We start from the raw sequence: 24,381 nt of genomic DNA, 5'->3' as shown, positions 1-24,381 counted from the left end.
TCTGAACGCCCCAAATATAGTGCATCATCCCGAATTAGGAAAATAAATTTCCTGTCTCGGCTCTTAGATCTCCTCCCCCCGATCTGCGGTTATTCTCTTCATTTGGTCATATTCCTGCTCAACTTCTTTGGGAACAGGTTTGGTCAGTAAAGACACAACAACTGTCGTTAAAAAGCTTAATGTAAATGCAGGTATCATCTCATATACGTTTTTATAATCATGGGGATAAATACACCCAAAGTAGCACTGTTCCGGCACCTACGAGCATGCCCGACAAACCTCCTGCTGCTATAATTTTAATATCTGGCTCTTTTCATGAAAGCGATTTTCAAAAAAGACGGGAAGCGTAATCGCATCCTTCGCTACTTCCGTATAGACACGTAGGCGAGGGGCGACGACTATATAATTGAGAAAAGCGCCGGAGGTCAGCTCACCTCTCCGCATGGACTTTTAGCATCCCTCCAAAAGAGAAATGCCAAAACTTGGATGTATATAAAATTACGGTGCAATAAAAAGAAAGATAATGCTATTCTGATTTATATATGCCCACATCGAATGCAATAATTACTCAAGGGGAAAGCGATATCACGGTAAAGCGATAAAAAAATATAACGACCTGTAGGCCAATAATCACATCAACCGGAACATATAAACAAAAAAGATAACTTGTTAAAAAAAATAGTTACAGATTATTTTCAAATGCGGAGGTATGTCCGAAAAATATGGAATAACGACGTAACCCTTGTCAAAACCACGAAGGCTTTGTACATTTGAAAGAACGAGACCATTGACCCAACGGTCAGTCCTTACTAAACTTATTGAACATGAGACAAATTATTTTGGTTCCTACAGATTTTTCGAATAATTCCTTGACCGCTACTTATTACGCTTTAGAGCTAGCTCAAAATATGCACGTGGACATCCATATTCTCCATGCATACCGACCATTTACTTCCGCTTTCCAGAGCCCGTTGGCCAACCAAACCGACGAACAGCGAGCACGTCTCGGAGCCGAAAAAGGATTGGCCGACTTTACAGAGAAACTAGGCAATGATTACAGCGTAAACATTACGACAGGTATTGTCAAAAGTAGTCTTCTAGACGGTGTCGACAACTATATTGCCCAAAACAACGTTTGTATGGTGATCATGGGAACTCGTGGAGCATCTGGCATGCGCACTGACGTTTTAGGAAGTAATACATACGACTTAGCCAAACATATTGCACAACCGATGCTGATCGTCCCAGAATATGCAAAACCGTTTAGATTGAATAAGGTCGTGTTCTTCACTGACTATCAAAAAAAGGATGTGAACACCCTTCGCAGCCTTCAGTCTCTGCTAGGTAAATCTGCCCCTATATCTTGCACATTGGTACACATCCATGAGAACGGGCGCCCTACCGACGCGGATCTTGCGGAGTTAAAAGAATGGCAAGAAATGCTAACTACAAAAGTCGATTTTGATGATCTTTCGTCGGAATTAGTCCACGTGCAGGAAAATGTAGATTCGGTCAATGAAATCCTCGATCGGCTGCAGGCAGACCTTACATTACTTACGCTTATTGGTGGAAGAAACTTTTTTGAAAAGCTATTTCATAAAAGCCTTGCAAGAGCTATTATTCTCAATCCTAAGACACCCGTTTTGCTGACTGGCGGCGTTGAATGACGTCCCATCTAAAATATGTCGCCAAGAAGCGCCTTGAGGCTTGGAGCAGATACCTGACGCAATAGCAAGTTTAGTCATCAAGAAAATACCGATCGGCTTCCCCAAAATGAGTCCTCAAAACGGATGGCGGTGTTCGCCAGCGCAAAAAGCGGCACGATGTTACCGGTGTAGGAAGAGCGTGTTCCAATTTGAGCAATGGAGACTCACCGCTATTTTTTGTAGTCGCCGGAATCGCCAAAATAATATTTAGTTAACAATTATTTAATATAAAAAAAATGGTAAATTAACCTAAAATTTGCAGTTTTGTGCGTTTAATCTGACAGTAATGGATTGGTATCTTTTTTTGATTATTGTATTGCTCGTTCTGGCAATTGGCGACTTGATTGTCGGCGTTAGTAACGATGCTGTAAATTTCCTGAATTCTGCGATTGGCAGCCGGGTAGCCTCTTTCCGCACGATCCTCGCCCTTGCTGCCCTCGGCATCTTGATAGGAGCGTTTTTCTCTAGTGGAATGATGGAAATCGCCCGAAAAGGAATTTTCCATCCCGAATTTTTCACGTTCGACAAGGTATTGTGGATTTTTCTGGCCGTTATGTTGACGGATATTGTACTTCTGGACGTATTCAACTCCCTCGGTTTGCCTACGTCCACTACAGTCTCCATTGTGTTTGAACTGCTTGGTGCCGCCTGGATGACAGGTCTATTGTTAACTATTGAAAGCAACGATCCAATCGCCCACAGCCTGCAATATATCAATATAGAAAGTACTTTTTCAATTATTTCCGGCATATTTCTTTCTATTCTTATTGCGTTTACCACCGGCGTGCTCGTACAATACCTGTCTCGCATGGTGTTTTCTTTTCAATATGAAAAGCGCTTAGCACAGTTCGGAGCTATATTTTCCGGGTTCGGGATCACCGCTATCGTATATTTTTTATTGATCAAGGGGATGAAAGGGACCACGCTTTTTAATCCAAACTTAATTACTTGGGTCCTAGACAACACCGCGCTTGTACTGTTTTGTATTTTCGCGTTTTTCACGCTCTTGTGCTTGTTATTACAGCGGCTATTTGATGTCAACCCGCTAAAAATCGTGGTCCTGGCAGGCACGTTTTCGCTGGCCATGGCATTTGCCGGGAACGACTTGGTGAACTTTATCGGAGTTCCAATCTCTGGACTTATAGCCTATCAAAATTGGCTTGGAAGTGGAGTGCCTGCGGACCAACTATACCAAACATTCCTGGCCAGTAGCGATGTGGTTGTTCCCACTTATATGCTAGCACTGGCCGGCCTGTTAATGGCGGGTACTATCTGGTTGAGTTCCAAAGCTCGAAAAGTAACCGAAACAGAGGTTAATCTCAGTAGTCAAAACGACGAGGAAGACGATAAATTCAGACCCAATGCTGTCTCACGAAGTGTGGTCCGTACTTCATTTTTACTGGGAAATATTTTTTCGGCTTTTGTGCCCAAAAATGTAAGACGTCGCTATAACATTAGCTTTGAAAAGGAAAAACTAAGGCAAGCGACGCAGGTAGCAGGAGATGCACCAGCGTTTGATCTAGTCCGCGCTTCTACGAACTTGGTTTTGGCCAGCTTGCTGATCGCTTGGGCAACTTCTAAAAAACTACCTTTATCAACGACCTATGTTACTTTTATGGTGGCAATGGGAACGTCATTGGCCGATAAGGCCTGGGGCCGCGAATCAGCAGTTTATCGTGTAACGGGCGTGCTCAGCGTAATCGGCGGATGGTTTATAACGGCGTTGATCGCTTTCAGTGTCTCCGCTATTTTCGCACTGATCATCTATAAAGGCGGCATGGTGGGGGCATTGATTCTTATGGCTGCGGTTCTCACGTATGTTATCATCTCCCACATTAACTTTGCGAAGAAAGAGAAAAAAGCGAAATCCGAGAAAACTAAGCTCAGTTTGCTAGATGGCGAAGATCTGGATGTCTATGTGCGCAGCAAGAAAATGACGGTAGCTTTCGTGATTGATTTGGCTCAGCAGTACCGTCAGATCCTTAATGGTATCAGCGATAATAACATTCATTTGCTGAAGCAAACCAATGAGGAGCTCAAAGAGTTACATAAGTATACAAATAAACTCAAGCGGAAAAGCCTTCGGGCTATCCGGGAGCTTAATGCAACCGATCAAAAAACCTCCGAAGTTGTCGTTCATAGCACTGACTTATTGCAAGACTTGATTCAGTCGGCCAATGCTTTGAGTATCGAGAGCTTACAATATTTTGAGAATCTACACCAACCCTTACATCCAAAGTTTACCACGATTGTAGATACGCTGAATGTAATGATGCAAGCGTTTTTCTTACAGCTCGTAGAAGAATTGAAAACAGAGCAAACACCGAATATAAATGAACTGCGAACGACGCGTAACCAAATCCGAGATTACATCAATACGAATTTCGAAAAGCAGTTAAATATTATCCGTCGCGATAATACAGGAAGTAAGCAAGCCCTATTACAAACTGGCCTGTTTCTACAAAGTCGTGATATCCAAGCAGTATTATTCCGGATCGGCAAGCTTTACGGCCGTTTTGAGAATAATTAAATTTATAATAGGGGAAAGTTTTTCCACTACTCTTTTTGATTTTGTACATTTCGATTATCCGTGGATTTCCGCCGTTCCAATGGGCGGTCTGTTGGATCGTTAGGCGTGTCATTCAGCTGCTCTGCCTGCGGGTCTACGCCAGCTTCTCCATCGCCGTCTTTGGTGCGCTCTGTCTTTTCGATGACCGACCCGAGTTCCTTATAGGTATCCCCTTCCTTTTTTTTCTTTTTTTCGCCTAGACCGATTTTTTCGTTTTCGATTTTAGTTGCCATAGTTGTTTATTTTTATAATGTTTCGACAGAATCCTTATTAACGGCCATTCCAAAAACAGGAACGGCCTTTCTATTTCTTAACTTGAACTTAATCGTGTCCTTGTGTCTTTACAATTTTATTGTAAATGCCAAAAAGCAGAAAAGGAGCAACCCATTGCCCTACAAACAAGGCGGTGTGCTTATGTCCCATACATTTTAAGGTAGCAGAAGCCGCCATAGCGGTAAGTGCTACACACAAATATACTTTTGAGGGTACTTGTGCGGTCTTGCTCTCAATTTCTTTCGTCATTTCTCCTTCTTTTGCATGAACGTTTTTCTCTAAATTTTCCATGTTGTTCTTGTTTAATGAAACCATTATTACTTATTCCCTGTTTACATTTACATGATCTATCCTTATATCTTCCAAATCATGATGTATGTCTTTCATAATAAAAGGATTGAACCTCGAAATAGTTGGCTCAAAACTAAATAAGGGTATTTTGCTCCGCTAGGACACGTATCTCTGACGTACATTCGTATTTTTCTGTGAAGTTATTCCGTCGAAGCGTTAGTAAGCAATATCAAAAAATCAGTGATCCCTCTTTTCCCCTTAAAGGAAGAAAAATAAAAAACGATAAGTTAATGATACAACCCACACCGGCGGGTCTTTTTATTTAATGAGCACGAATTAGATGTAAGGTATTTATTTCAGTTTTCGGGTATTTATCGCTGCAACTTAATGAGTTTGGAAATGTTCGATTAATACATCAATATAGAAAATATCATGAAAACGAAAAACATTTTTGCTACGAAAGGACGAGGTCCGATCCTGGCTTTTGCATTAGTTGACCCGACAACCGACCCTGCTACTCCAAATCGTGAAGGAGACGTACCGGGCGAGGAAAATCTGCCTGACGAGGGGGAGCGCATTGAGAATCTACCACCAGAACAACCTGATGTAGAACCATTGGAACGGGAAGAGCCGGAATTGGATGAAATAGATGAAAACCAACCAAACGAGCAGCCAGACATCGACCCGCTTGAGGCACCTAATCCGGAGATTGACGAAATCAATCCGGATGCCGAGCCCGAAATTAACGAGCTCTCTACTCCCGAACCCAATATCGATCGTGACCCTGTTGTCGAACCGGGAACAAACCCGATGGGAAGAGATCATTCACAGTTCATTTAACAATAAGGAGAAACAAAATAACGGGCCAACAACCTCTTAGAATTTTTACATGGCATATCCACGGAGCCTATTTATAATATCTGGCGCTGGGAGATTACGATATTTATATACCTTACGTCGAAAAGCGCAGCGACCGTTATGTGGGGAGGCGAAATACTTACCCCTTTGGCCCGAACGTTATAGAGATACCGGCACAGGAAGTCAAAAACATTACATTTGACATCGTTCTTTAGCAATGCGATGAAAATTATCTTATCGACCAGGAACGAATATTACCACCCGCACAACGGAAACTTCCGCTTATTTATATCGAGCACGATCCAGTATTGCTGTTTCGTTTTAAACACAAACATCTTCCAGCCAACTCAGCGTGACCGTATCCCTTAACTTGAAGAAACATTGACTCCTCGTACGTCCATATCTTTTTTAAAGGACTCTAAAAACTGGCTCCGAAAACGTTCAATATAACGAACATGTTGAACGCCCACTTGAATACTTAGTTGATAGTTATCCGCCGTGATTTCCTTTGTAAATATTTTTACTGGGATCGATCGGTCAATCTCTTCGAAGCTCGTTAGCCTGGTCTTCAATTCTTTCTTAATTTGCTCAATCGGAACGGTACTGTCTACTGTTAGTTTCAAGTTTACGCGAATATCCGCATCTCTAAATGTCCAATTGACAAGTCGGCCCGAGAGCAGGTCACCATTGGGGATAATAACGCGTGATCCCTCGTCGGTCAGCAACGTACTGGAGCGAATACCAATCTCCATCACCTGTCCTTTTTTGTCCGCGAGTTCTACGTAGTCACCGATCTTGAACGGCTTTTCGAAAACCAGAATAACACCCGACACAAAATTATTGATGATATTCTGTAGTCCTAAACCTATCCCCACACTTAATGCTCCAATAATAACCGTCAATTTATCTAAACCAAGCCCCAGTATGCTAATACCGATCAAAAAACCGACGACGACGATCAGCAGTCTGAACAGGGGGAATAAGGTCATCTTTCGCACCTGCATCTCGCCTCTCGGCGACGTATCGTCCAACAGATTTTTTAGATTTTTCTGGAACCAATTTGCCAACCAGATCACCGCAACGGCAAGCAAAAGATTTCCATATTTAAACGTAATACCACCGATTTTGTGTTCTGTCATGAGCAAGCGTTCCAATAAAGAGTTTGCTTCACGAACGAGGTGAAAATTGTTTAACAGTACCAGCACAATCAACACCGCAGAGCAAAACCGGAACAAGCGCTCAAAACTGAGCAACACCCGCTTCAGATCGAATCGCCGAAATAAAGTTTCCGGCTTCGCCTTTTCATATTGAAGTTCGATATCGTGTAGTAACATTTCGCGTACGGCACGTAATGCAATAACCTGTAGCAGCGCAATACCTGCCGCCAACCCCCACATTCGTGCAAAGCCGATATATCCAGATATCGTCAATACAATGGCGAGGAGATGCCCTAACACAATCATCCATCGGGCATAGCGGTGGATATATCCTATCGGATTATCGACATCTATGCGGCGGCCCATAGACCAAACAACAGCAATACTGAAGATGTTAGCCAGTATAGCCAAAGCCTTCGTCCACCATGGTGTCGACAGAAAAAGATTTGCTATTATCAGGATGACGTAGGAAACGAAAACTAGTCCTAATACTTTACGTTTAAAGGCCGAAAGCTCGTTGTAAAGAATGATGTAAAGAAAAACAAAAACGAGAAAATAACTGCTCTCGAGAATAAGGACAGGTACGGAAAAGGAGGAAAAAGGCAATAATACCAAGAAGAATATCGAGGCCTTTAGGAATGGAATCCACAACGGTTCATTCCGATACAGCCGAAATTCTTCGTTCTCCTGTTCTGTTTTCCGACCCAGTTTGTACATCCAATAAAAATAAAGTACGCTTATCAGGATTAAAAAGAGTCGGCTACTCCATGCCGGGTAGTCAAAAAAATCGGAAGAAGAACCGTCTTTTCCCAAGTTGGTCTGCACAGCCCTTACCATCTGCCGCCGAAAAGGATGCATTGACACGGATCCAGAATCTACATCAGTTATCGCCATTTCCACTCGTTGGCTACCGATCAATCTTTCTAAATAAACAACATCGCCGATCAATCTTTCATAACCTCGAACAAGTTGTGGTAAGGTATCTACCAAACCTTTCATTCTATTTTCAGTAGAATCTGGCTCCAACAATCCCTCCATAACCAGACTGTCCTCTTCGGCTTCCGTCTGCCTAGGCGACGACACCCAGGTCGATCTAGCCGTCTTGATGTCGTAAATATACTGTGCGATATCTTTCTTTTTTGCGACTAAAAAAACCAAAGCACTGTCTAAGCCGGTGGAGTCCGGCGTATCGCGATCGAACAAGAAGTTCTTTTTGATATTGTCTAGCGTTGTTGAAATGCTGTCCTGCACCTCTTTCCAATACAGCACCTGCGCCTGCCTTTCTTTCCAAACGGATTGTTGCGAAGGGGAAAGAATGGAATCTTGGGTTTGGACCATAGCCTGGCTAGGACTGTATAGCAACAATACGAAGAGCCAGAGCAGCCATTGCAACGACTTTCTATTCTTCTCTGTCTTAATCATACTGATAGAACACCGTATACGGCTCAAGTGTTTCGAAGCAAGTCCGCCACGGTACTCTCCAATTCATCCAAATCAAATGGTTTGGCTAAGTAGGCATCCGCTCCGGCCTGTTCTGCAAGTAAACTTACATCGTTGTTCGCCGAACAATAAATGACGGGTATATGTTTAAAAGCGGACTCACTCTTCAGTATCTGCGTGGCTTTTACGCCTCCAATATTCGGGATCCAATTATCCATAATGATCATATCCGGGTTTACTTCTTTGACCCGTTCCAAAATATTATGTGAGGTTTCGGAAATCTCCACATGGTAGCCCGAGGCCTCAAGAACAATTGTAAAAACATCCAAAATATTTGTATCGTCATCGAATACCAGTATGGTTTTATTCTTCATAGTTTGATAAAGTTAATTATTGTGTACTTAAATGGTTGATAAAAGGAGCCATTTCATTCGGCTTCAAAACAGCATCAACCTGTAAATTAAGAATAGCCTGTCGCGGCATATAAGCGATTTCGGCTGTTTCCGGGTCTTGCACAAGCACGTCACCCTGCTTTTCGGCTATACAGCGCAATCCCTCTAAGCCGTCCGCATTAGCGCCCGATAGCAATAAGGCAGCTGTATGCTCCTCAAATATCTGCGCAGCAGACTGAAAGGTAACATCAATAGATGGTCTTGAATAATTGACCTTTTCAGAGCAATCCAATGATACCATCCGCTTGTTTTCGAATAAAAGATGATAATCCGCTGGTACCAAGTAAATACACGCATCTTTCAACGTCATCTTGTCGTAGACTTCCTCTACGGGAAGACGGCTACGGAACCGCAGCAGTTCTTCCAGCATACTTTCCGGATGTGATGTACGGTGCACCACCACGACCAAGGGAAAAGAAAGATGATCCTGAAGTTGAGGCAATACCTCTAAAAGAACGCTGATGCTGCCCGCAGAGCCTCCTATCAATAAAATCTCCGTCGTCTTTCTATTTTCCATTACACTAGGATATTTTCTTCCAAATCTTATCCTCGTTCCACTGTTTATAGCGATGTTCCACATTGGAAAACCGAAGCGTCTCTTTGGCTCCTAAAGCTAAAAACCCAAATGGCTGAAGACTATCGTCAAAAAGCTTAAACACTTTGTTTTGAAGGTCTTTATCAAAATAAATAAGGACATTCCTGCACAAAATAAGCTGAAATTCGTTAAAGGAAGAATCCGACACCAAATTATGTGTAGAAAAAATCATTTTGCTACTTAGATCGGAATTAAACTTTACCACATCATACATCGACATGTAGTAAGAAGAAAAGTCACGTTTCCCGCCGGATAAAATATAATTTCTGGAATATTGCTTCATTTGGTTTAGCGGGAAAATACCTTTAGAGGCCTTTTCGAGCACGCTAGGATTGATATCCGTCGCATAAATCAGCGTTTTATCAAATAAATCGGTCTCCTTCAGCAATATCGCCAATGAATATGCCTCCTCTCCGGTCGAACATCCTGCCACCCAAATACGAATAAACGGATATGTTCTCAATACAGGTAAAATATGATGGCGTAATGTGGCATAGAAATGGGGATCCCTAAACATCTCGGTCACGTTGACGGTTATTTCCTCAATAAAGCGGGACAGATAAGCTCCGTCATGAATGAGCCTATACCTTAATTCCGCAAAACTTGTGAATTTATCCAGCATACATATCCTGTTGAGACGTCTTTTCAAAGACGCCTTACTATACTGGGTAAAATCATAACCGTACAAATGAGAAATATCTTTTAACAACATTTCCATATCGTCGTTTTTCACGATATCCAACTCGATCATCTATAATAACTCCTCAATAACATTCATTAACCGATCTACATCAATAGGCTTCGCGACATAACTATCCGCTCCAGCCGCCAGGCATTTCTCTCTGTCGCCATTCATTGCATTCGCCGTAACTGCGACGATCGGAACATGCCCGTATTTATCCGAGCTCCGGATCCGCTGTATAGCCTCATAACCATCCATTTCCGGCATCATCATATCCAACAAAACCAAACCGATGTCCGAGTTGCGTTGCAAGAGTTGCAAACCTTCCGTAGCATTTTGAGCTGACAAAAATCTGTATTTTCGAGCTTTCAATGTTAATTCCAAAGCGAAAATATTCCGGATATCGTCATCGATAAGCAAGATTATCTTTTGCGTTTCCATCACCATATTAAGTACTAATCTTAGTTCTCATATAACCAAACCCTCAACAGGGATAATAACTGATCTTTATCGACCGGTTTGGAAATATAATCCGACGCTCCCGCCTTGATACATTTCTCTCGATCGCCCGTCATCGCTTTCGCTGTTACGGCTATGATGGGTAGCTTCGCGTAATCATGCATATTCCTAATCTGTCTGATCGTTTCATAACCGTCCATTTCAGGCATCATCATGTCCATGAGGATAATCGATGTCTTCGGATGCTTTTCCAATTGTTGCAACGCCTCTTTTCCATCTATGGCTGAAATCACGTCCATTTGATATTGTTCCAATGTTTTTGTCAAGGAAAAAATATTTCTTACATCATCGTCTGCAATCAGAACCGTTTTCCCATTAAGCACCTCGTTGAGAGATCCAAGCTTATTGGTCTTTCTTTTTTCAGGTTCCAGATTACTTTCTTCTACCAAATGAAGGAACAACCCCACCTCATCCAAAATACGTTGAAAAGAATGTGCCGTTTTTACAACAATCGAATCTGCATACTGTTTTATTCTACGTTCTTCGGCTTGTGATAAATTTTTTCCGGTAAAAATAATGATAGGTAAGTTCTCTAGACCTTCTTTTTGCTTAATAGCCTCTAAAGTTTCATACCCTGTATCGTCCGGCACACCCATATCTAAGATCACACAATTAACATTATCGGATGCTAACGCCCGAATGCTGTCTTCCACATTGCTTCTGATTTCCGACGCGATGTTAAAATTACTTAGAAAATAAGATAATGCCGTAGCATGTTTAGGATTTTCTTCGACGATCAATACTTTTTTCGGATTCTGGGTAAGCGCATCTTCTATCTTACTGAACATTTGCCTCATCTGCTCCAAAGCAATCGGCTTATTGATAAAATCTATGGCTCCTTTAGACAAGCTCTCCCGCTTCACTTCTAATGACGACATAATGTGTACCGGAATATGTCTGGTTTTCGGGTTATTCTTAATCTCATCCATTACTTGCCAGCCATCTCTCACAGGCAGCTGTATATCCAATAGAATCGCCAATGGCTGATATTTCTCTGCCGCCTCTGTTGCCCAGTCTCCCCTCACAATAATAATACCTTTATAGCCGCTTTGGCGCGCATATTTCAGCAATATTTCGGCAAAAGGTGTATCATCTTCAACAATGAGAATAATTTTATCACCCGGTTTAATATCATGACGATCATCTTCTACCTCTTCGGGAATATTGGCAACAGCTAATGAAGAAGGGGCCTCCGAAACGAGCGCGGTCATTTCTTCCACCTCCTGCGCAATATTTTCTACAAGTATATCTGCTGGCGGCATCAAGGAGCCAGAAGGTTTCCTAACAGGAATTATAAAATTAAACGTACTGCCTTCACCCGGCGTACTACTTAATTTAATCTCTCCCCCTAATAATCGGGCAATTTCACGGCTGATTGCCAGACCTAATCCGGTTCCGCCAAACTTGCGTCGTGTAGAACCATCTGCCTGTTGGAAAGCTTCAAATATTATTTTCTGGCTTTCGGGACTGATTCCAATTCCAGTGTCTTTAACAATAAATTGTATATAATCGGGATTCAGCGGTTGTTGTGTGATTGACAAGGCGACTTTACCTTTCGGTGTAAACTTAATAGCATTAGAAAGAAGATTGCGCAATACCTGCTCTACTCGCAACTTATCCGTCTCCACATAAGCGGATACGCCTTCCTCTATCTCCACCTTCAAGGCAAGCCCCTTTTCGTCCACGATCGGCATAAAAAGATTCAATAGATCATTTCTCAAATCCGTCAAAGCCATGTGTTCGTACTCCAGCTCCATCTTGCCGGCCTCTATTTTTGAGAGATCCAAAATTTCGTCAATGAGACTCAATAAACTGGAGCCCGAACTCTGTATAACTTTAGCCGATTCGATCTGGTCTTCCGTCAAGTTATCGTCGACATTCTCGACCATCAATCGGGATAATAACAAAATCGAATTTAATGGGGTCCGAAGCTCGTGTGACATATTGGCAAGAAATTCGGATTTATATTTTGTGCTCAACGCAAGTTCTTCAGCTTTCTTCTGGATATCCAAATTTCGTTCGGCAATAAGTTGATTCTTTTCTTCCAATAGTTTCGATCGTTCTTCTAGCTCCTGATTAGACTGCATGAGCTCTTCCTGCTGCACACGGAGCTCTTCTTCGGAAGCTTGTAGCTTTTGTGCCTGCGCTTCCAACTCCGTATTCAGATTTTCTAGTTCGGCATGCTGCGTTTGCAGTTCCTCTGCCTGTGCTTGCGTTTCTTCAAGTAGAGTCTGGATTTGCTTTCTTCCTTTAGCCGCTAATACTTCTAGCGAAATATTATAACAAGCCTCTCTATAAAATTCCTGATCCAATTTCTCAAACGGCACGACACTACCCAATTCTATGACTCCAAAACACTGTCCTTTTAGCATCAACGGCAACCATAAAAGATGGTTGACTTTAATTTGTCCCGACGAGAAACTAACAACAAATTCCTCATCACCAACATTTTCTAGCAATTTAACGCGTTTGTCCTTAAACACCTGCCCGACGATTCCTTCGCCAGGCTGATATTCTTTTTTCATATGGCTTTCTAACCCATAATAGGCCGCGAGCCCCAAGCGTCCTTTATCCCATATATAGAAGGCTCCGTTCACACATTCCGTATAAGACACAAGCAGCTCCAATGCGTCATTAGCCACGGCCTCCTCTGTCTTATTACCTGCCAAGATATCGTTTATTTTCGCCAAGCCGGTCTGTCGCCATTCGTTATCATGAAGCTTGCCAAAAGACTCCTCCAATGCCAGGGCCATCCCATTCAAAGAAGAAGCAATGTATCCCAATGTATCTCTTTCCTTATCGTCTAGCCTAACCGTATAATCGCCGGCAGCAATCTGTTCGGCCATATTATGTATGATATTTAAACGATGCGTAGTATCCTCGTCTTTTTCGCGAAGCTGCTGTTGCATTTTCTCTCGTCGACGAAACTCGTTACGAATTTGCAGGTAAAACAAAACGGTAACAATGAGCGAAACCATAGCGGCGAAAACGATAAAAAAAGAAGTTAGCCCCGAATTTTGTTGCATTTTAGCTGCATTGACACCCAGTTTATCAGCTTCCTCCGCTACAAAACGTTCAATAATCGTGCGGCAACTATCCATGTAGAATTTACCGCTTTCCAATTGTTCGACTGTAGGAGATCCGCCTGCTTTTTTCAAATCAACAAGCGCCTCTAAAGTTTTCAGTCGTGTATTTACCAAATCGGCGATACTGTCTATACGACGAGCCTGATCGGGTACGCCTTGTGCTAAATCCCGCGTTTCAGACAAGGAAGATGGCAGCGAAGTTTGACTTTGGTAATATGGGGCTAAAAAGGCCGTTTCGCCCGTCAAAAGATATCCACGTTGCCCGGTCTCTGCATTCTGTAAATCGATCAGAATCTGATTAACGGCGTTTATCGTCTGCTGCGTTTTTATTACCTTACTCCGGTTACTCATTTGTGTCTGGATACTAATGTAAGACGCAGCTGCGCTTATCAGCAACACGAGCAACGAAAACCCAAATCCAACCTGTAGCTTCCGAACGAGTTTTTTTGACATATTAATTTAGTTAAATGGTATCGTGAAATAAAACGTTGTCCCTTGCAAGGAAGAACTTTCTATGCCATATGTTCCGTTATGTTGTTTAATAATCTCTGCACAGATATACAGACCAATACCCAGCCCCTGAAATTTCACAGATGATTCTTCCACACGATAGAACTTGGTAAAAATATTATTTTTTTTGTGTTCGGGAATACCGATGCCGAAATCCTGCACCGAAATATAGAGGTGATCTCCTTTCGCCTTGGTATGCACCACTACCTTTTCGCTGTCAGGAGAATATTTTATGGCATTTGTCAGAAAATTGATCAGTACTTGTTCAATGCGGAACGCATCACCGTTAACCTGCTGTGCAATCACTTCGCCTTCGCGCTCGATTTTGACGTTGATATGGCTATGGGTATAGTAAATCGTTTCGATCGCGCTCACCAGCAGTGCTTCTATATCGAACGGCTTCTTATTTACCTTCAGTTTCCCGTTCTCAATCTTGGAAATATCCAGCAGATCTGCGATGAGACTATCCAATTTATTCACTTGGTTTTGTGCCCGGCTTATATATGTAGCAAATTTACTCTCCTTGTTCACATCGGGCATACGTTCTAATAATTGGATGTAAGCCTTAATACTCGTCAACGGAGTTTTTAGTTCGTGGCTTGCGATACTCAGAAATTCATCTTTCTTACGTTCTTCTTCTTTTTGCTCATGTATATCCGTGAAGGTCCCCACCCAACTCCGTATAACGGCTTTATCTTTTACAGGAATAATACGCAAAAGGTGAAAACAGAAAAGCCCGGATTTCAGTTCCTTTATGCGCACCTCTAACTCTAACGGCTGGCTATTTTCGATGCAGTGTTTCCATACCTTTTTGATGCAGGTATCATCTGGATGTACTTCGGGGAACGTTTCGGGACAGCGAGAAAAATTATACCATCTTTTGTTAACGAACGTAATATTGCCACGGGCATCAGCCGTAAAAGCAATTTGTGGCAAACTTTCCAGGGTGGTATGTAGATGTTCAACTTTATCTTTCAGTTCCTGTTGTGCTTTTTTTCTTATCTCAATTTCCGTTTCCAATATCTTTTGAGCGTCGTTAAGCGCTAGGGTCTGTTCATATAGCCGATAGAAAGTTTTCACCTTCAACATCAAAATATCAGGATCTAACGGCTTGGTAATATAATCTATCCCGCCCGAAGCGTACCCTTTGGTTATAAATTTTTTATCTGTATTCACAGCAGACAAAAATATGATCGGCACTTCCTTGGTTTTGCTGTAGCCGGATAAGGTTTCGGCAACCTCAAAGCCATCGATTCCGGGCATTTGCACATCGAGGATAATCAGAGCATAATCATTCTTTAGTACTTTTTTAAGTGCGTCTTCCCCCGAAAGAGCGGAGTCAACGTCGAACCCCTTCGATTTTAAGAGCTTTTCTAACGAATATATATTTTCTATTTGGTCGTCAACGATTAGAATCATGCATTCTTTTTTAGGATCAATATTTTGATGTGCCTATTCTATTAATAGCTATAAACCTAAATAAATTTATTTTTATATGCAATATAATCACCTCTGCATATACAATAAACACCTCCCATGCTCCGCAGCCATCATCTTTATAACGGAAATATATACGACTTTTCACCTGTCTATAAACAAAAAAGGCTTCAGAAAGTTCTCTGAAGCCTTTTATATATTTAAAGGAAACCCTTACATCATGCCTGGCATACCGCCTCCCATTGGAGGGACACCAGCAGCAGCCGCGCCGCCTTCTTCTGGCTCATCCGCTAATACACATTCTGTTGTTAATAGCATAGATGCTACGGAAGCCGCATTTTCCAGCGCTACACGAGAAACTTTTGTTGGATCGATTACACCGGCACCAATCAAGTTTTCGTATACATCAGTCCGCGCGTTATAGCCGAAGTCTGCTGTACCTTCTTTTACTTTCTGTACAACTACCGCACCTTCAATACCTGCGTTGTTACAGATTTGACGCAAAGGCTCCTCGATCGCACGCTTGATGATATCAATACCAATCGTCTCATCTTCGTTGACGCCTTTAACATCTGCTAATGCTGCAGTAGCACGAATGAAAGCAACACCGCCACCAGCAACGATTCCTTCTTCAACCGCTGCCCGAGTCGCATGTAAAGCATCGTCTACACGATCTTTTTTCTCTTTCATCTCTACTTCTGTAGTTGCTCCCACATAAAGTACCGCAACTCCGCCAGACAATTTTGCTAAACGCTCCTGCAACTTCTCACGGTCGTAATCTGAAGTAGTCGTTTCAATTTGTGAACGGATCTGCGCAACGCGAGCTTTGATATCTTCTGCGTTACCTGAACCATTGATAATGGTTGTATTATCTTTGTCAATAACAACTTTTTCTGCTTGACCAAGATAAGAAAGTTCCGCATTTTCTAATTTGTAGCCTCTTTCTTCCGAAATAACAGTACCACCGGTTAAGATCGCAATATCTTCTAACATCGCTTTACGACGATCTCCGAAACCAGGCGCTTTAACCGCTGCTACTTTCAGGGAACCGCGAATTTTGTTAACCACTAATGTAGCCAATGCTTCACCATCTAAATCTTCAGCGATAATCAGTAGCGGTTTTCCTGTTTGTACTTGTTTTTCCAAAATCGGCAGCAATTCTTTCATGTTGCTGATTTTCTTATCGTAAATCAAGATATAAGGACTTTCTAACTCTGCCTCCATTTTATCAGAGTTAGTCACGAAATACGGAGACAAGTAACCTCGGTCGAACTGCATACCTTCCACTGTTTTCACCTCTGTCTCGGTACCTTTTGCTTCTTCTACCGTAATAACGCCATCGTTTCCTACTTTCTCCATTGCTTCTGCAATCAACGAACCGATAACATCATCATTATTGGCAGAGATCGTAGCTACTTGTTTGATTTTATTGTTGTCAGCACCTACTTCTTGTGACTGCGTTCTTAAGTTTGCCACAACAGCCGCAACAGCTTTATCGATACCACGTTTCAAATCCATTGGGTTAGCGCCTGCTGCAACAGATTTTAATCCTGGTGCAATAATGGCTTGCGCAAGAACAGTAGCAGTCGTTGTACCATCACCAGCCTGATCAGCTGTTTTTGAAGCAACTTCTTTTACCATTTGTGCCCCCATATTTTCCAAAGCATCTTTCAATTCGATTTCTTTGGCCACGGTAACACCGTCTTTAGTAATTGCTGGAGAACCAAATTTTTTCTCAATAATTACGTTACGCCCTTTAGGACCTAAAGTTACTTTTACTGCATTTGCTAAACTGTCTACACCTTTTTTCAGTGCGTCACGTGCTTCTACGTTATATCTTACTTGTTTTGCCATTTTTTTAATTCGTATTTAGTCGTTAAAGTACAATCTACTAACTCCTCTTTTAATATTGCTCTTATCCTTTGATTTACAGGACCGCGTAAATATCAGATTCACGCATGATCAAATACTCTTTGCCTTCGTAGGTAATCTCTGTACCGGCATATTTGCCGTATAAAACTTTATCGCCTACTTGAACAGTTAGGGGTTCCTCTGGTTTACCCGATCCGACTGCAACAATAGTACCTTGCGAAGGTTTTTCTTTTGCGGTGTCCGGAATGTAGATTCCTGATGCTGTCTTTTCCTCTGCTGGAGCTGCCTCTACGACAACTCTGTCTCCGATAGGTTTAATACTTAATGCCATAATTATCTCGTTTATTTTTATTATTTGATATTTAATTTTAAACTCTGTTATTTCCCTATCACCAACTATGCCAAATAGAAAAACAGTGAAATTGTTGCCATTTTTTCACTGCTCCGTGCCAGCCTGTCAGCTAAACAAGACAGCATTTCAACAAAAAACCCCACAGCTTACTGTGGGGTCATCAAATATCATACAGAACAAATTATCTTAATTTGCACTATCAGCAGGCGCCGTCGAAACAGGAGACTCTACTGTCGGTGCAACTCCCTGCGAGGCCGGATTCGGGTTAAGGTTAAGCGGCGAAGTTTGCGCCGGCGCATCAATCTGATCCCCTAAACCACCTGGTCTTCCTCCTGTCGAAGGTCCCAAAATATTCATTGCTAAACAAAATACCATCAATGCAATTGCCAAGCCCCATGTTCCCTTTTCTAAAAAATCACCAGTACGTTGTACACCCATTAAATTTGAGCTACCTGCGAACCCTGATGCCAAGCCCCCTCCTTTGGGGTTTTGAATCAATACGATAAATCCCAATAAAGCACTTGCCAATATGATCAGGACGATTAAAAATGTTTGCATTGTTTTATGTTGTTAATATAATTTTTCTTCCAACTCCTTAATTCGGGTCGCAAAATACGATTTTTTTTCTGGAAATCTCAAAATTAATTTTTTATAGACTTCTATCGCCTTCACGTACATGGCTTGGTCACTATAAATCCCTGCCAGGGTCTCTGTTACAAGATCAAACTGCTCTTCGGAACTCTTTCTCGCTTTGTTTTCTACATTCAGATTTTCGGGTTGTGGTGGCTGTATCTGCGGTTCTTCTCGAATAAATCGTTCGATCACCTCCGTGATTTTATTTGGCCCCTGCGATGCCGCCTCCCGATGTTTAACTTCGTCGCTCAGTTTATCTTCGGGCTTTTGGAGATGAATAATATGCTCCCGAATCTGTTGATCCAGAATGACACGATCCAATTCAACAGGATCAAATGATGATTTATTGGCCACCGGAAGTACCGGGCTGGAAAAGGGTTGATACGTATCTGCATGTTCTAGTCGGGTTTTATGCAACCACCAGCGAAAGCTATAGGGCATTAACTCATCATTGTAAAGACTGATATCTTCTTGCGCATACGCTTCCGCTTCCGGCTGTTCCGAATTTACTTCTTGATTGTGTAAAGCAAAGTAATCGCCCCCGCCAATTCCCTCTTGAACCAAGGTTTCTAAAACATCTTTATCTTCGGTTTCCTCATCTGCTGCCGTTGCGACCACCTCTGGGCGTTCCTCGGTTTGCTTGCTTTCTTCTCCCGCTAAACTTTCTTCTTCTAAAGGATGCTCCCTCTCCGCATCTGAGGAAGTCTCAATATCTTCGTAAGGCACATAATCATCGTCCTCAACTTCAATCACAGGCACTTCTTCTATCGGCGATCGGACATATTCCGCCAGCCAGCCAGCATTTCCTGCTAATAAAACAGCTCGGCTACCTATCGGATTAGCGGATTGATTATCCAAGAAACGACGTCTTTCTAAAGCAAAGTATAAGGGTTGCGAATAAGGGTACCGAGCAAGCAATTTCTCAAAGTCGATCAAAGCAACACCTTTTGGATTAACCAAAGCTTGGTGATATAAGTGCATAAGTGGCGACGGCTGATTTTCCATAATTCTTACCAGTTAGCAAATGCTCTATTGTAAATATCCTCTGTTAACAAATTGATTATTTCCCGGGTCAGATTTTCTTCCTGCCCCTGTATCATACCAGCAAACTCTCTAAATTGTGAAAAGGACTGTTCAAAATCGCTATCCCCTGTGTCATCCAAACGGTTTGTATATTTTACCTTAACCGTAATGGTCAACCGGTTTAAGGCAGCGCGGTCTGTATTGGCCTCTACAGCTGCTGGTGCAATATCGTAGCCCGTGATAACACCCTCGAACATGGCGTCTGCTTCGCCGTTGACCTGACTCAATCTGGATTGGTTCCGGATACGTTCCTTTAGTCCTTCTGTAAAATTCTGACCTAACGTTTGGTAAACCATTGGCGCGATATTTTCAAAATAAGCCACATGTACCGTTTTCATATTTTCAGGAATAGATCCACCTGTAAAACTATAGTTAACCCCACAGCCATTCAATAAGAAACCGATCACAACAGCAAATAAAGGATAAATATACCTAAAGCTCATTTTTTTGGTATCCATCAATCTAAATTTAAATCCTTAATTTTTCTATACAATGTACGCTCGGAGATACCTAATTCGCGAGCAGCCGCTTTACGTTTCCCTTTATGTTTTTTGAGGGCCTTCTTGATTAAATCGGATTCCTTTTCCACGAGCGAAAGGGATTCTTCTACTTCTTCCGCATCTTGTGCATCGTAGGACATATAGTCATTACCCTTCGCAGCCTGATTCGGATTATGAATTGTCAGCGTTGGATGCGTCCTTTCTTCGCCTAAATATCCGGCCGAAGGCTTGACTTCATTGTATAGTTGATTGATATAAGGAGAATTTTGCTCATACGTCCCCGGCGTCACCCCTTCTTTCAGAAGTTCTACGACTAATTTTTTCAGATCGACCATATCCTTTTTCATATCAAAAAGAACCTTATACAATAAATCCCGCTCTGAAAAATCTTCTTTTCCGGTATCTTTTACAAAGACAGGCAACGAAGACATCGATTGTTCCACCGGCAAGTATTTGGATAAGATCGCAGCATCTACTACACGCTCTTTTTCCAACACCGCAATCTGCTCTGCAATATTTTTTAACTGCCTTACATTTCCAGGCCAACTATAATTCATGAGCATTTCTTGCGCATCCGGCGTCAGTTGCACACCCGGTGATCGGTATTTATCCGAAAAATCAACAATGAACTTCCGAAAAAGCAGATTGACATCTTCCTTTCGCTCCCGCAAGGACGGAATCCTTAACGGAACCGTATTTAAGCGATAATACAAATCTTCCCTAAACTTACCTTTTTTTACAGCCTCATATACGTCAACATTCGTCGCGGCAACGACCCTAACATTTGTTTTTTGCACTTTTGACGAACCCACACGAATATATTCTCCTGTTTCCAGCACCCGTAACAAACGCGCTTGCGTTCCCAGTGGAAGCTCTCCCACTTCATCCAAGAATATCGTTCCACCGTCTACGACCTCAAAATATCCTTTCCGAGCTTCGTGCGCTCCGGTAAAAGATCCCTTCTCATGCCCAAACAATTCAGAATCTATGGTACCCTCTGGAATCGCACCACAGTTTACAGCAATAAAAGCACCATGTTTTCTCGCGCTTAATTGGTGGATAATATGGGAAAAAACTTCTTTCCCGGCACCGCTTTCACCCTGTATCAATACCGATATATCCGTGGGAGCCACTTGCCAGGCAACATCAATAGCACGATTCAGCAAAGGCGAGTTACCGATGATTCCAAATCTATTTTTAATATCTTGAATATCCATCTAACCGCACTTTATGTTACAATCCTACCAATCAACGTTGCGGATGTACAGCGTTCCGCTAACACCTCTACATATTGTCCCGGCTTGAAACGCTCATCGACCGGAAAAACAACCATCGTATTTTGATCATTTCGTCCACAATAGTCCGCATCAGAGCGTTTTGAAAATCCTTCAATAAGCACTTTTTGAACCTTACCCACGAAATTCTGCAAGCGATAAAGACTGTGTTCCTGCTGTTTATTTACCACCTCCGTCAGACGTCTTTTTTTCACCTCTTCGGGCACATCATCCTCGTAACGTTTAGCTGCCAAGGTTCCTGGTCGCTCAGAATAAGCAAACATATAGGCAAAATCGTATTTTACGTAGTCCATCATCGAAAGTGTTTCCTGATGTTCTTCTTCTGTTTCCGTGCAGAAACCCGTAATCACGTCAGTAGAAATCCCACACATCGGAATAATACGACGGATGGCATCCACCCTATCCATATACCACTCCCGGTCATAAGTACGGTTCATTAATTCCAACACCCGTGAACTTCCCGACTGCACCGGAAGATGTATGTATTTACATATATTTTCGTAACGAGCCATCGTGTGCAACACCTCATCCGTAATATCTTTGGGATGTGAGGTCGAGAAACGCACCCGAAGTTCCGGACTCACTTCCGCAACCATCGCCAAAAGCTGTGCGAAGTTCACCGCCGGCTCAGGCGCTTCTCCCTCGGCTACAGGCTTTGTATACTTATAAGAATCGACATTTTGCCCAAGTAGCGTAACTTCCCTATAGCCCGCATTAAACAACTCTTGCGCTTCTTTTACGACAGAACCACAATCGCGGCTTCGTTCTCTTCCGCGTGTGAAAGGAACTACACAAAAAGAACACATGTTATCACAGCCACGCATAATAGAAATGAATGCCGAAATACCATTCGAATTCAAGCGTACGGGGCTAATGTCCGCATAGGTTTCCTCACGAGAGAGTAAAACGTTCACCGCCTTACTTCCATCATCAACCTTTTCAATCAGATTGGGAAGGTCGCGGTATGCATCCGGCCCAACAACAACATCAACCAATTTTTCCTCTTCCAAGAATTTTGCTTTCAATCGCTCCGCCATACAGCCTAAAACACCGACTACCATACCAGGATTCTTCGCTTTTGCGGATTCAAACTCCTTCAACCTATTCCGCACGCGCTGTTCTGCATTTTCACGGATAGAGCAAGTATTGATAAACACCACATCCGCTTCCTTATAATCTTTGGTGGTTTCAAAACCGCGATCCACAAGAATGGAAGCAACAATCTCACTATCAGAGAAATTCATCTGACAACCATAGCTTTCAATATATAGTTTTCTACCGGTAGATTGTCCTGTGGGCCGCATATCCAAAGCTTCACCTTGGCGAGACTCATCGTGTGTTTTTGTCGTGTGTTGTAATTCGATCATAGCATCAACTAAAAGACTACAAAGTTAAGAATAAAAACTTAAACTGATGACAGTTTGGCAGGGCATATAAAAAAAGCGCTGTTCATCTTGAACAGCGCTCTCCATTTGTACGTACACAAAAAAACAAATGACTAGTTTCCAGCTTCGGCTTGCGCTTCTTTAATCATATCGTCACCCGCAACAATTACAATTTCCACGCGGCGGTTCTCTGCACGCCCTTCATTCGTATCGTTGGAAGCAATCGGTTCCGAATAATTTTTACCTTCTGTTTTTATACGCGACCCACTCAACCCTTGCGACACAGCATAAGATCTTACCGCGGCAGCACGTGATTCCGAAACTTTCTGGTTTGCAGCCAATGATCCGACGTTATCGGTATGACCAACCACTAAAATATTCGTACCAGGTTCCTTATTCAATGTTTCTACGAGCTTCGCTATATTAGTCTTCGCAGCAGATTTTAGGGTCGAACTGTTGAAATCAAATAAAATACCTTCATCAAATTTCACGATGATACCTTCGTCGGCTTTAATAACCTCCGCACCGGCTACGGTATTCTCGATTTCCTTCGCCTGTCTATCCATCTTTTTACCGATCAATCCTCCGGCTACACCGCCGATAGCTGCACCAGCAATAGCACCCACCGCAGTATTCCCGGCTTTACCGCCGATCAACGCGCCTAAACCTGCTCCTGCAGCCGTTCCGATAGCAGCTCCTTTAGTTGTATTACTCGTGTTTTGTATCGCAGCACAACCCGTAAACAACATTACTGATGTGGCTACTGACAAGCCATATACAGCTATTTTTCTATTAACTTTCATAACTTATTATTTCTATTTTTACATTAATTAGTTTACTTTAAACAAAGCAGATGCCAAAATATCGCGAAATCCGTTAATTCACTAAAAATAAAGATATTAACGTTCCTGCGGGGGAATTTCCAGCTTTGGTAAACGTTCCGAACGAGGACGCCCATTTCTATCCCAGGCTTCATACGAGCGCTTCACATAATGCATAAAATCGTATTGGCCCCAGTTTTTAACCATACTATATGAGGGACGATAAATATCAATAAACGACTGCAGCTCGTCGCCCTCCAAATCAACTAGCGCACTAACGGTAGTTTTGTTAAAAACCCGGTCTACCTGACTTTCGTCCAGTTCCCGATCCATCAAATTAGCAAATCGCCGCGCATTTTTAGCGTCGCGCCCAAATAAATTATACAAGGCTGTTGCGGGACTCCCTATATACGTGCCCACCGTATTATTTCCTCCATTATAAACACCCTTTTTGCGGTAGTCGTCCAGCATATCGCGCATTTCGGCCTCTTTACTCATCCGGCTTACCACAACAGTCTCGATAGTCAAACCCGCCTGCATCTCTATGAGTATATCTTCGGTCGTATGCAACACGGTCTTTACGGGGCCAAAACCTGTTTTGGATAACGATAAACTGTCCCCCACCGATGCTTCGATGATAAACACACCAAAGGTATTGGTCTGGGTCCTCTTTTTTGTTCGTAGGTTTACTACGTTTACATCAGAAAGCCGCGAGCTCCCCCCCTTTTCGACTACAATACCGGAGACGCCACTCGCTTGCTGCGCGTATGTACCGGTCGATCCTGTCAGCAGCAAAAGAATACCGCTTACCAGTATCCCTATATATCTACTAGCTCTATACATCCACATAAATGTAGTTAAACAT

The 24,381-nt window shown here is 42.5% G+C and carries 24 protein-coding genes; 3 read left to right on the top strand and 21 right to left on the bottom strand.

The features are described from left to right. Window positions 1–63: 63 nt before the first annotated feature. Window positions 64–198: a hypothetical protein gene (locus LKO28_RS15445; protein WP_262906058.1), complete on the bottom strand. Its 135-nt coding sequence runs from the start codon at window positions 196–198 to the stop codon at window positions 64–66. A gap of 90 nt (window positions 199–288) precedes the next feature. After that, a complete protein-coding gene (locus tag LKO28_RS08730; protein ID WP_227694417.1) occupies window positions 289–444 on the bottom strand; it encodes a hypothetical protein in 156 nt (51 codons plus the stop codon). Between the two features lie 380 nt (window positions 445–824). Here LKO28_RS08730 and LKO28_RS08725 point away from each other — a divergent pair, with 380 nt between their 5' ends. Continuing rightward, window positions 825–1,667 (top strand): universal stress protein, encoded by an 843-nt coding sequence (locus tag LKO28_RS08725; RefSeq protein WP_227694416.1) that lies wholly within the window; start codon window positions 825–827, stop codon window positions 1,665–1,667. Here the strand turns inward: LKO28_RS08725 and LKO28_RS15580 are convergent. Further along, window positions 1,590–1,772 carry a Na+/H+ antiporter NhaA gene (locus LKO28_RS15580; protein WP_227694415.1) on the bottom strand — a complete coding sequence of 61 codons (183 nt, stop codon included), beginning with the start codon at window positions 1,770–1,772 and terminating at the stop codon, window positions 1,590–1,592. The genes LKO28_RS08725 and LKO28_RS15580 overlap by 78 nt on opposite strands. Window positions 1,773–1,992: 220 nt before the next feature. Between LKO28_RS15580 and LKO28_RS08715 the strand changes: the two genes are divergently transcribed. Beyond that, entirely contained in the window at window positions 1,993–4,236 is a 2,244-nt protein-coding gene (locus LKO28_RS08715; RefSeq protein WP_227694414.1) for an inorganic phosphate transporter, read from the top strand. 26 nt (window positions 4,237–4,262) lie between these two features. On the opposite strand, the gene LKO28_RS08710 is transcribed toward LKO28_RS08715, so the two are convergent. Both LKO28_RS08710 and LKO28_RS08705 read right to left on the bottom strand, forming a co-directional pair. Beyond that, window positions 4,263–4,508 carry a hypothetical protein gene (locus tag LKO28_RS08710; RefSeq protein ID WP_227694413.1) on the bottom strand — a complete coding sequence of 82 codons (246 nt, stop codon included), beginning with the start codon at window positions 4,506–4,508 and terminating at the stop codon, window positions 4,263–4,265. A gap of 88 nt (window positions 4,509–4,596) precedes the next feature. Then, window positions 4,597–4,839 (bottom strand): hypothetical protein, encoded by a 243-nt coding sequence (locus LKO28_RS08705; protein ID WP_227694412.1) that lies wholly within the window; start codon window positions 4,837–4,839, stop codon window positions 4,597–4,599. Window positions 4,840–5,271: 432 nt separating this feature from the next. Between LKO28_RS08705 and LKO28_RS08700 the strand changes: the two genes are divergently transcribed. Continuing rightward, window positions 5,272–5,679: a hypothetical protein gene (locus tag LKO28_RS08700; protein WP_227694411.1), complete on the top strand. Its 408-nt coding sequence runs from the start codon at window positions 5,272–5,274 to the stop codon at window positions 5,677–5,679. A gap of 383 nt (window positions 5,680–6,062) precedes the next feature. On the opposite strand, the gene LKO28_RS08695 is transcribed toward LKO28_RS08700, so the two are convergent. From LKO28_RS08695 to LKO28_RS08620, 16 genes are all read right to left on the bottom strand, one after another. Then, window positions 6,063–8,276, bottom strand: a complete 2,214-nt coding sequence (locus tag LKO28_RS08695; protein ID WP_227694410.1) for a mechanosensitive ion channel family protein — start codon at window positions 8,274–8,276, stop codon at window positions 6,063–6,065. 23 nt (window positions 8,277–8,299) lie between these two features. Further along, window positions 8,300–8,668 (bottom strand): response regulator, encoded by a 369-nt coding sequence (locus LKO28_RS08690; RefSeq protein ID WP_227694409.1) that lies wholly within the window; start codon window positions 8,666–8,668, stop codon window positions 8,300–8,302. 16 nt (window positions 8,669–8,684) lie between these two features. Next, window positions 8,685–9,263: a chemotaxis protein CheB gene (locus LKO28_RS08685; RefSeq protein WP_227694408.1), complete on the bottom strand. Its 579-nt coding sequence runs from the start codon at window positions 9,261–9,263 to the stop codon at window positions 8,685–8,687. 4 nt (window positions 9,264–9,267) lie between these two features. Further along, complete coding sequence (locus tag LKO28_RS08680; protein ID WP_227694407.1) at window positions 9,268–10,092, bottom strand: CheR family methyltransferase; 825 nt, start codon at window positions 10,090–10,092, stop codon at window positions 9,268–9,270. Continuing rightward, on the bottom strand, window positions 10,093–10,464 hold the full coding sequence (locus LKO28_RS08675; protein ID WP_227694406.1) for a response regulator: 372 nt from the start codon (window positions 10,462–10,464) through the stop codon (window positions 10,093–10,095). It lies immediately after the preceding gene. A 20-nt stretch (window positions 10,465–10,484) separates the two neighbouring features. Continuing rightward, window positions 10,485–14,081 (bottom strand): response regulator, encoded by a 3,597-nt coding sequence (locus tag LKO28_RS08670; RefSeq protein ID WP_227694405.1) that lies wholly within the window; start codon window positions 14,079–14,081, stop codon window positions 10,485–10,487. A 6-nt stretch (window positions 14,082–14,087) separates the two neighbouring features. After that, window positions 14,088–15,557, bottom strand: a complete 1,470-nt coding sequence (locus LKO28_RS08665) for an ATP-binding protein (protein ID WP_227694404.1) — start codon at window positions 15,555–15,557, stop codon at window positions 14,088–14,090. 231 nt (window positions 15,558–15,788) lie between these two features. Then, a complete protein-coding gene (groL, locus tag LKO28_RS08660; protein ID WP_227694403.1) occupies window positions 15,789–17,429 on the bottom strand; it encodes a chaperonin GroEL in 1,641 nt (546 codons plus the stop codon). 73 nt (window positions 17,430–17,502) lie between these two features. After that, window positions 17,503–17,778 carry a co-chaperone GroES gene (groES, locus tag LKO28_RS08655; protein ID WP_227694402.1) on the bottom strand — a complete coding sequence of 92 codons (276 nt, stop codon included), beginning with the start codon at window positions 17,776–17,778 and terminating at the stop codon, window positions 17,503–17,505. Window positions 17,779–17,985: 207 nt separating this feature from the next. Next, window positions 17,986–18,357 (bottom strand): preprotein translocase subunit SecG, encoded by a 372-nt coding sequence (secG, locus tag LKO28_RS08650; protein WP_227694401.1) that lies wholly within the window; start codon window positions 18,355–18,357, stop codon window positions 17,986–17,988. A 12-nt stretch (window positions 18,358–18,369) separates the two neighbouring features. Beyond that, window positions 18,370–19,437, bottom strand: coding sequence for a hypothetical protein (locus tag LKO28_RS08645; RefSeq protein WP_227694400.1), 1,068 nt, complete (start codon window positions 19,435–19,437; stop codon window positions 18,370–18,372). 5 nt (window positions 19,438–19,442) lie between these two features. Continuing rightward, entirely contained in the window at window positions 19,443–19,973 is a 531-nt protein-coding gene (locus LKO28_RS08640) for an LptE family protein (RefSeq protein WP_227694399.1), read from the bottom strand. Then, window positions 19,973–21,232 carry a sigma-54 interaction domain-containing protein gene (locus LKO28_RS08635; protein WP_227694398.1) on the bottom strand — a complete coding sequence of 420 codons (1,260 nt, stop codon included), beginning with the start codon at window positions 21,230–21,232 and terminating at the stop codon, window positions 19,973–19,975. The genes LKO28_RS08640 and LKO28_RS08635 overlap by 1 nt, the downstream gene beginning before the upstream one ends. Before the next feature lie 11 nt (window positions 21,233–21,243). Next, window positions 21,244–22,677, bottom strand: coding sequence for a tRNA (N6-isopentenyl adenosine(37)-C2)-methylthiotransferase MiaB (miaB, locus tag LKO28_RS08630; protein ID WP_227694397.1), 1,434 nt, complete (start codon window positions 22,675–22,677; stop codon window positions 21,244–21,246). Between the two features lie 131 nt (window positions 22,678–22,808). Then, on the bottom strand, window positions 22,809–23,498 hold the full coding sequence (locus LKO28_RS08625) for an OmpA family protein (protein ID WP_227694396.1): 690 nt from the start codon (window positions 23,496–23,498) through the stop codon (window positions 22,809–22,811). Window positions 23,499–23,594: 96 nt separating this feature from the next. Then, window positions 23,595–24,359, bottom strand: coding sequence for a hypothetical protein (locus LKO28_RS08620; RefSeq protein ID WP_227694395.1), 765 nt, complete (start codon window positions 24,357–24,359; stop codon window positions 23,595–23,597). Window positions 24,360–24,381 lie beyond the last annotated feature (22 nt).

It is taken from the genome of Sphingobacterium sp. FBM7-1 (genome assembly GCF_020687765.1).
Classification (GTDB): domain Bacteria; phylum Bacteroidota; class Bacteroidia; order Sphingobacteriales; family Sphingobacteriaceae; genus Sphingobacterium.
The sequence above is the reverse complement of the archived record's forward strand: the minus strand, read 5'-3'. Positions and strand labels throughout refer to the sequence as shown.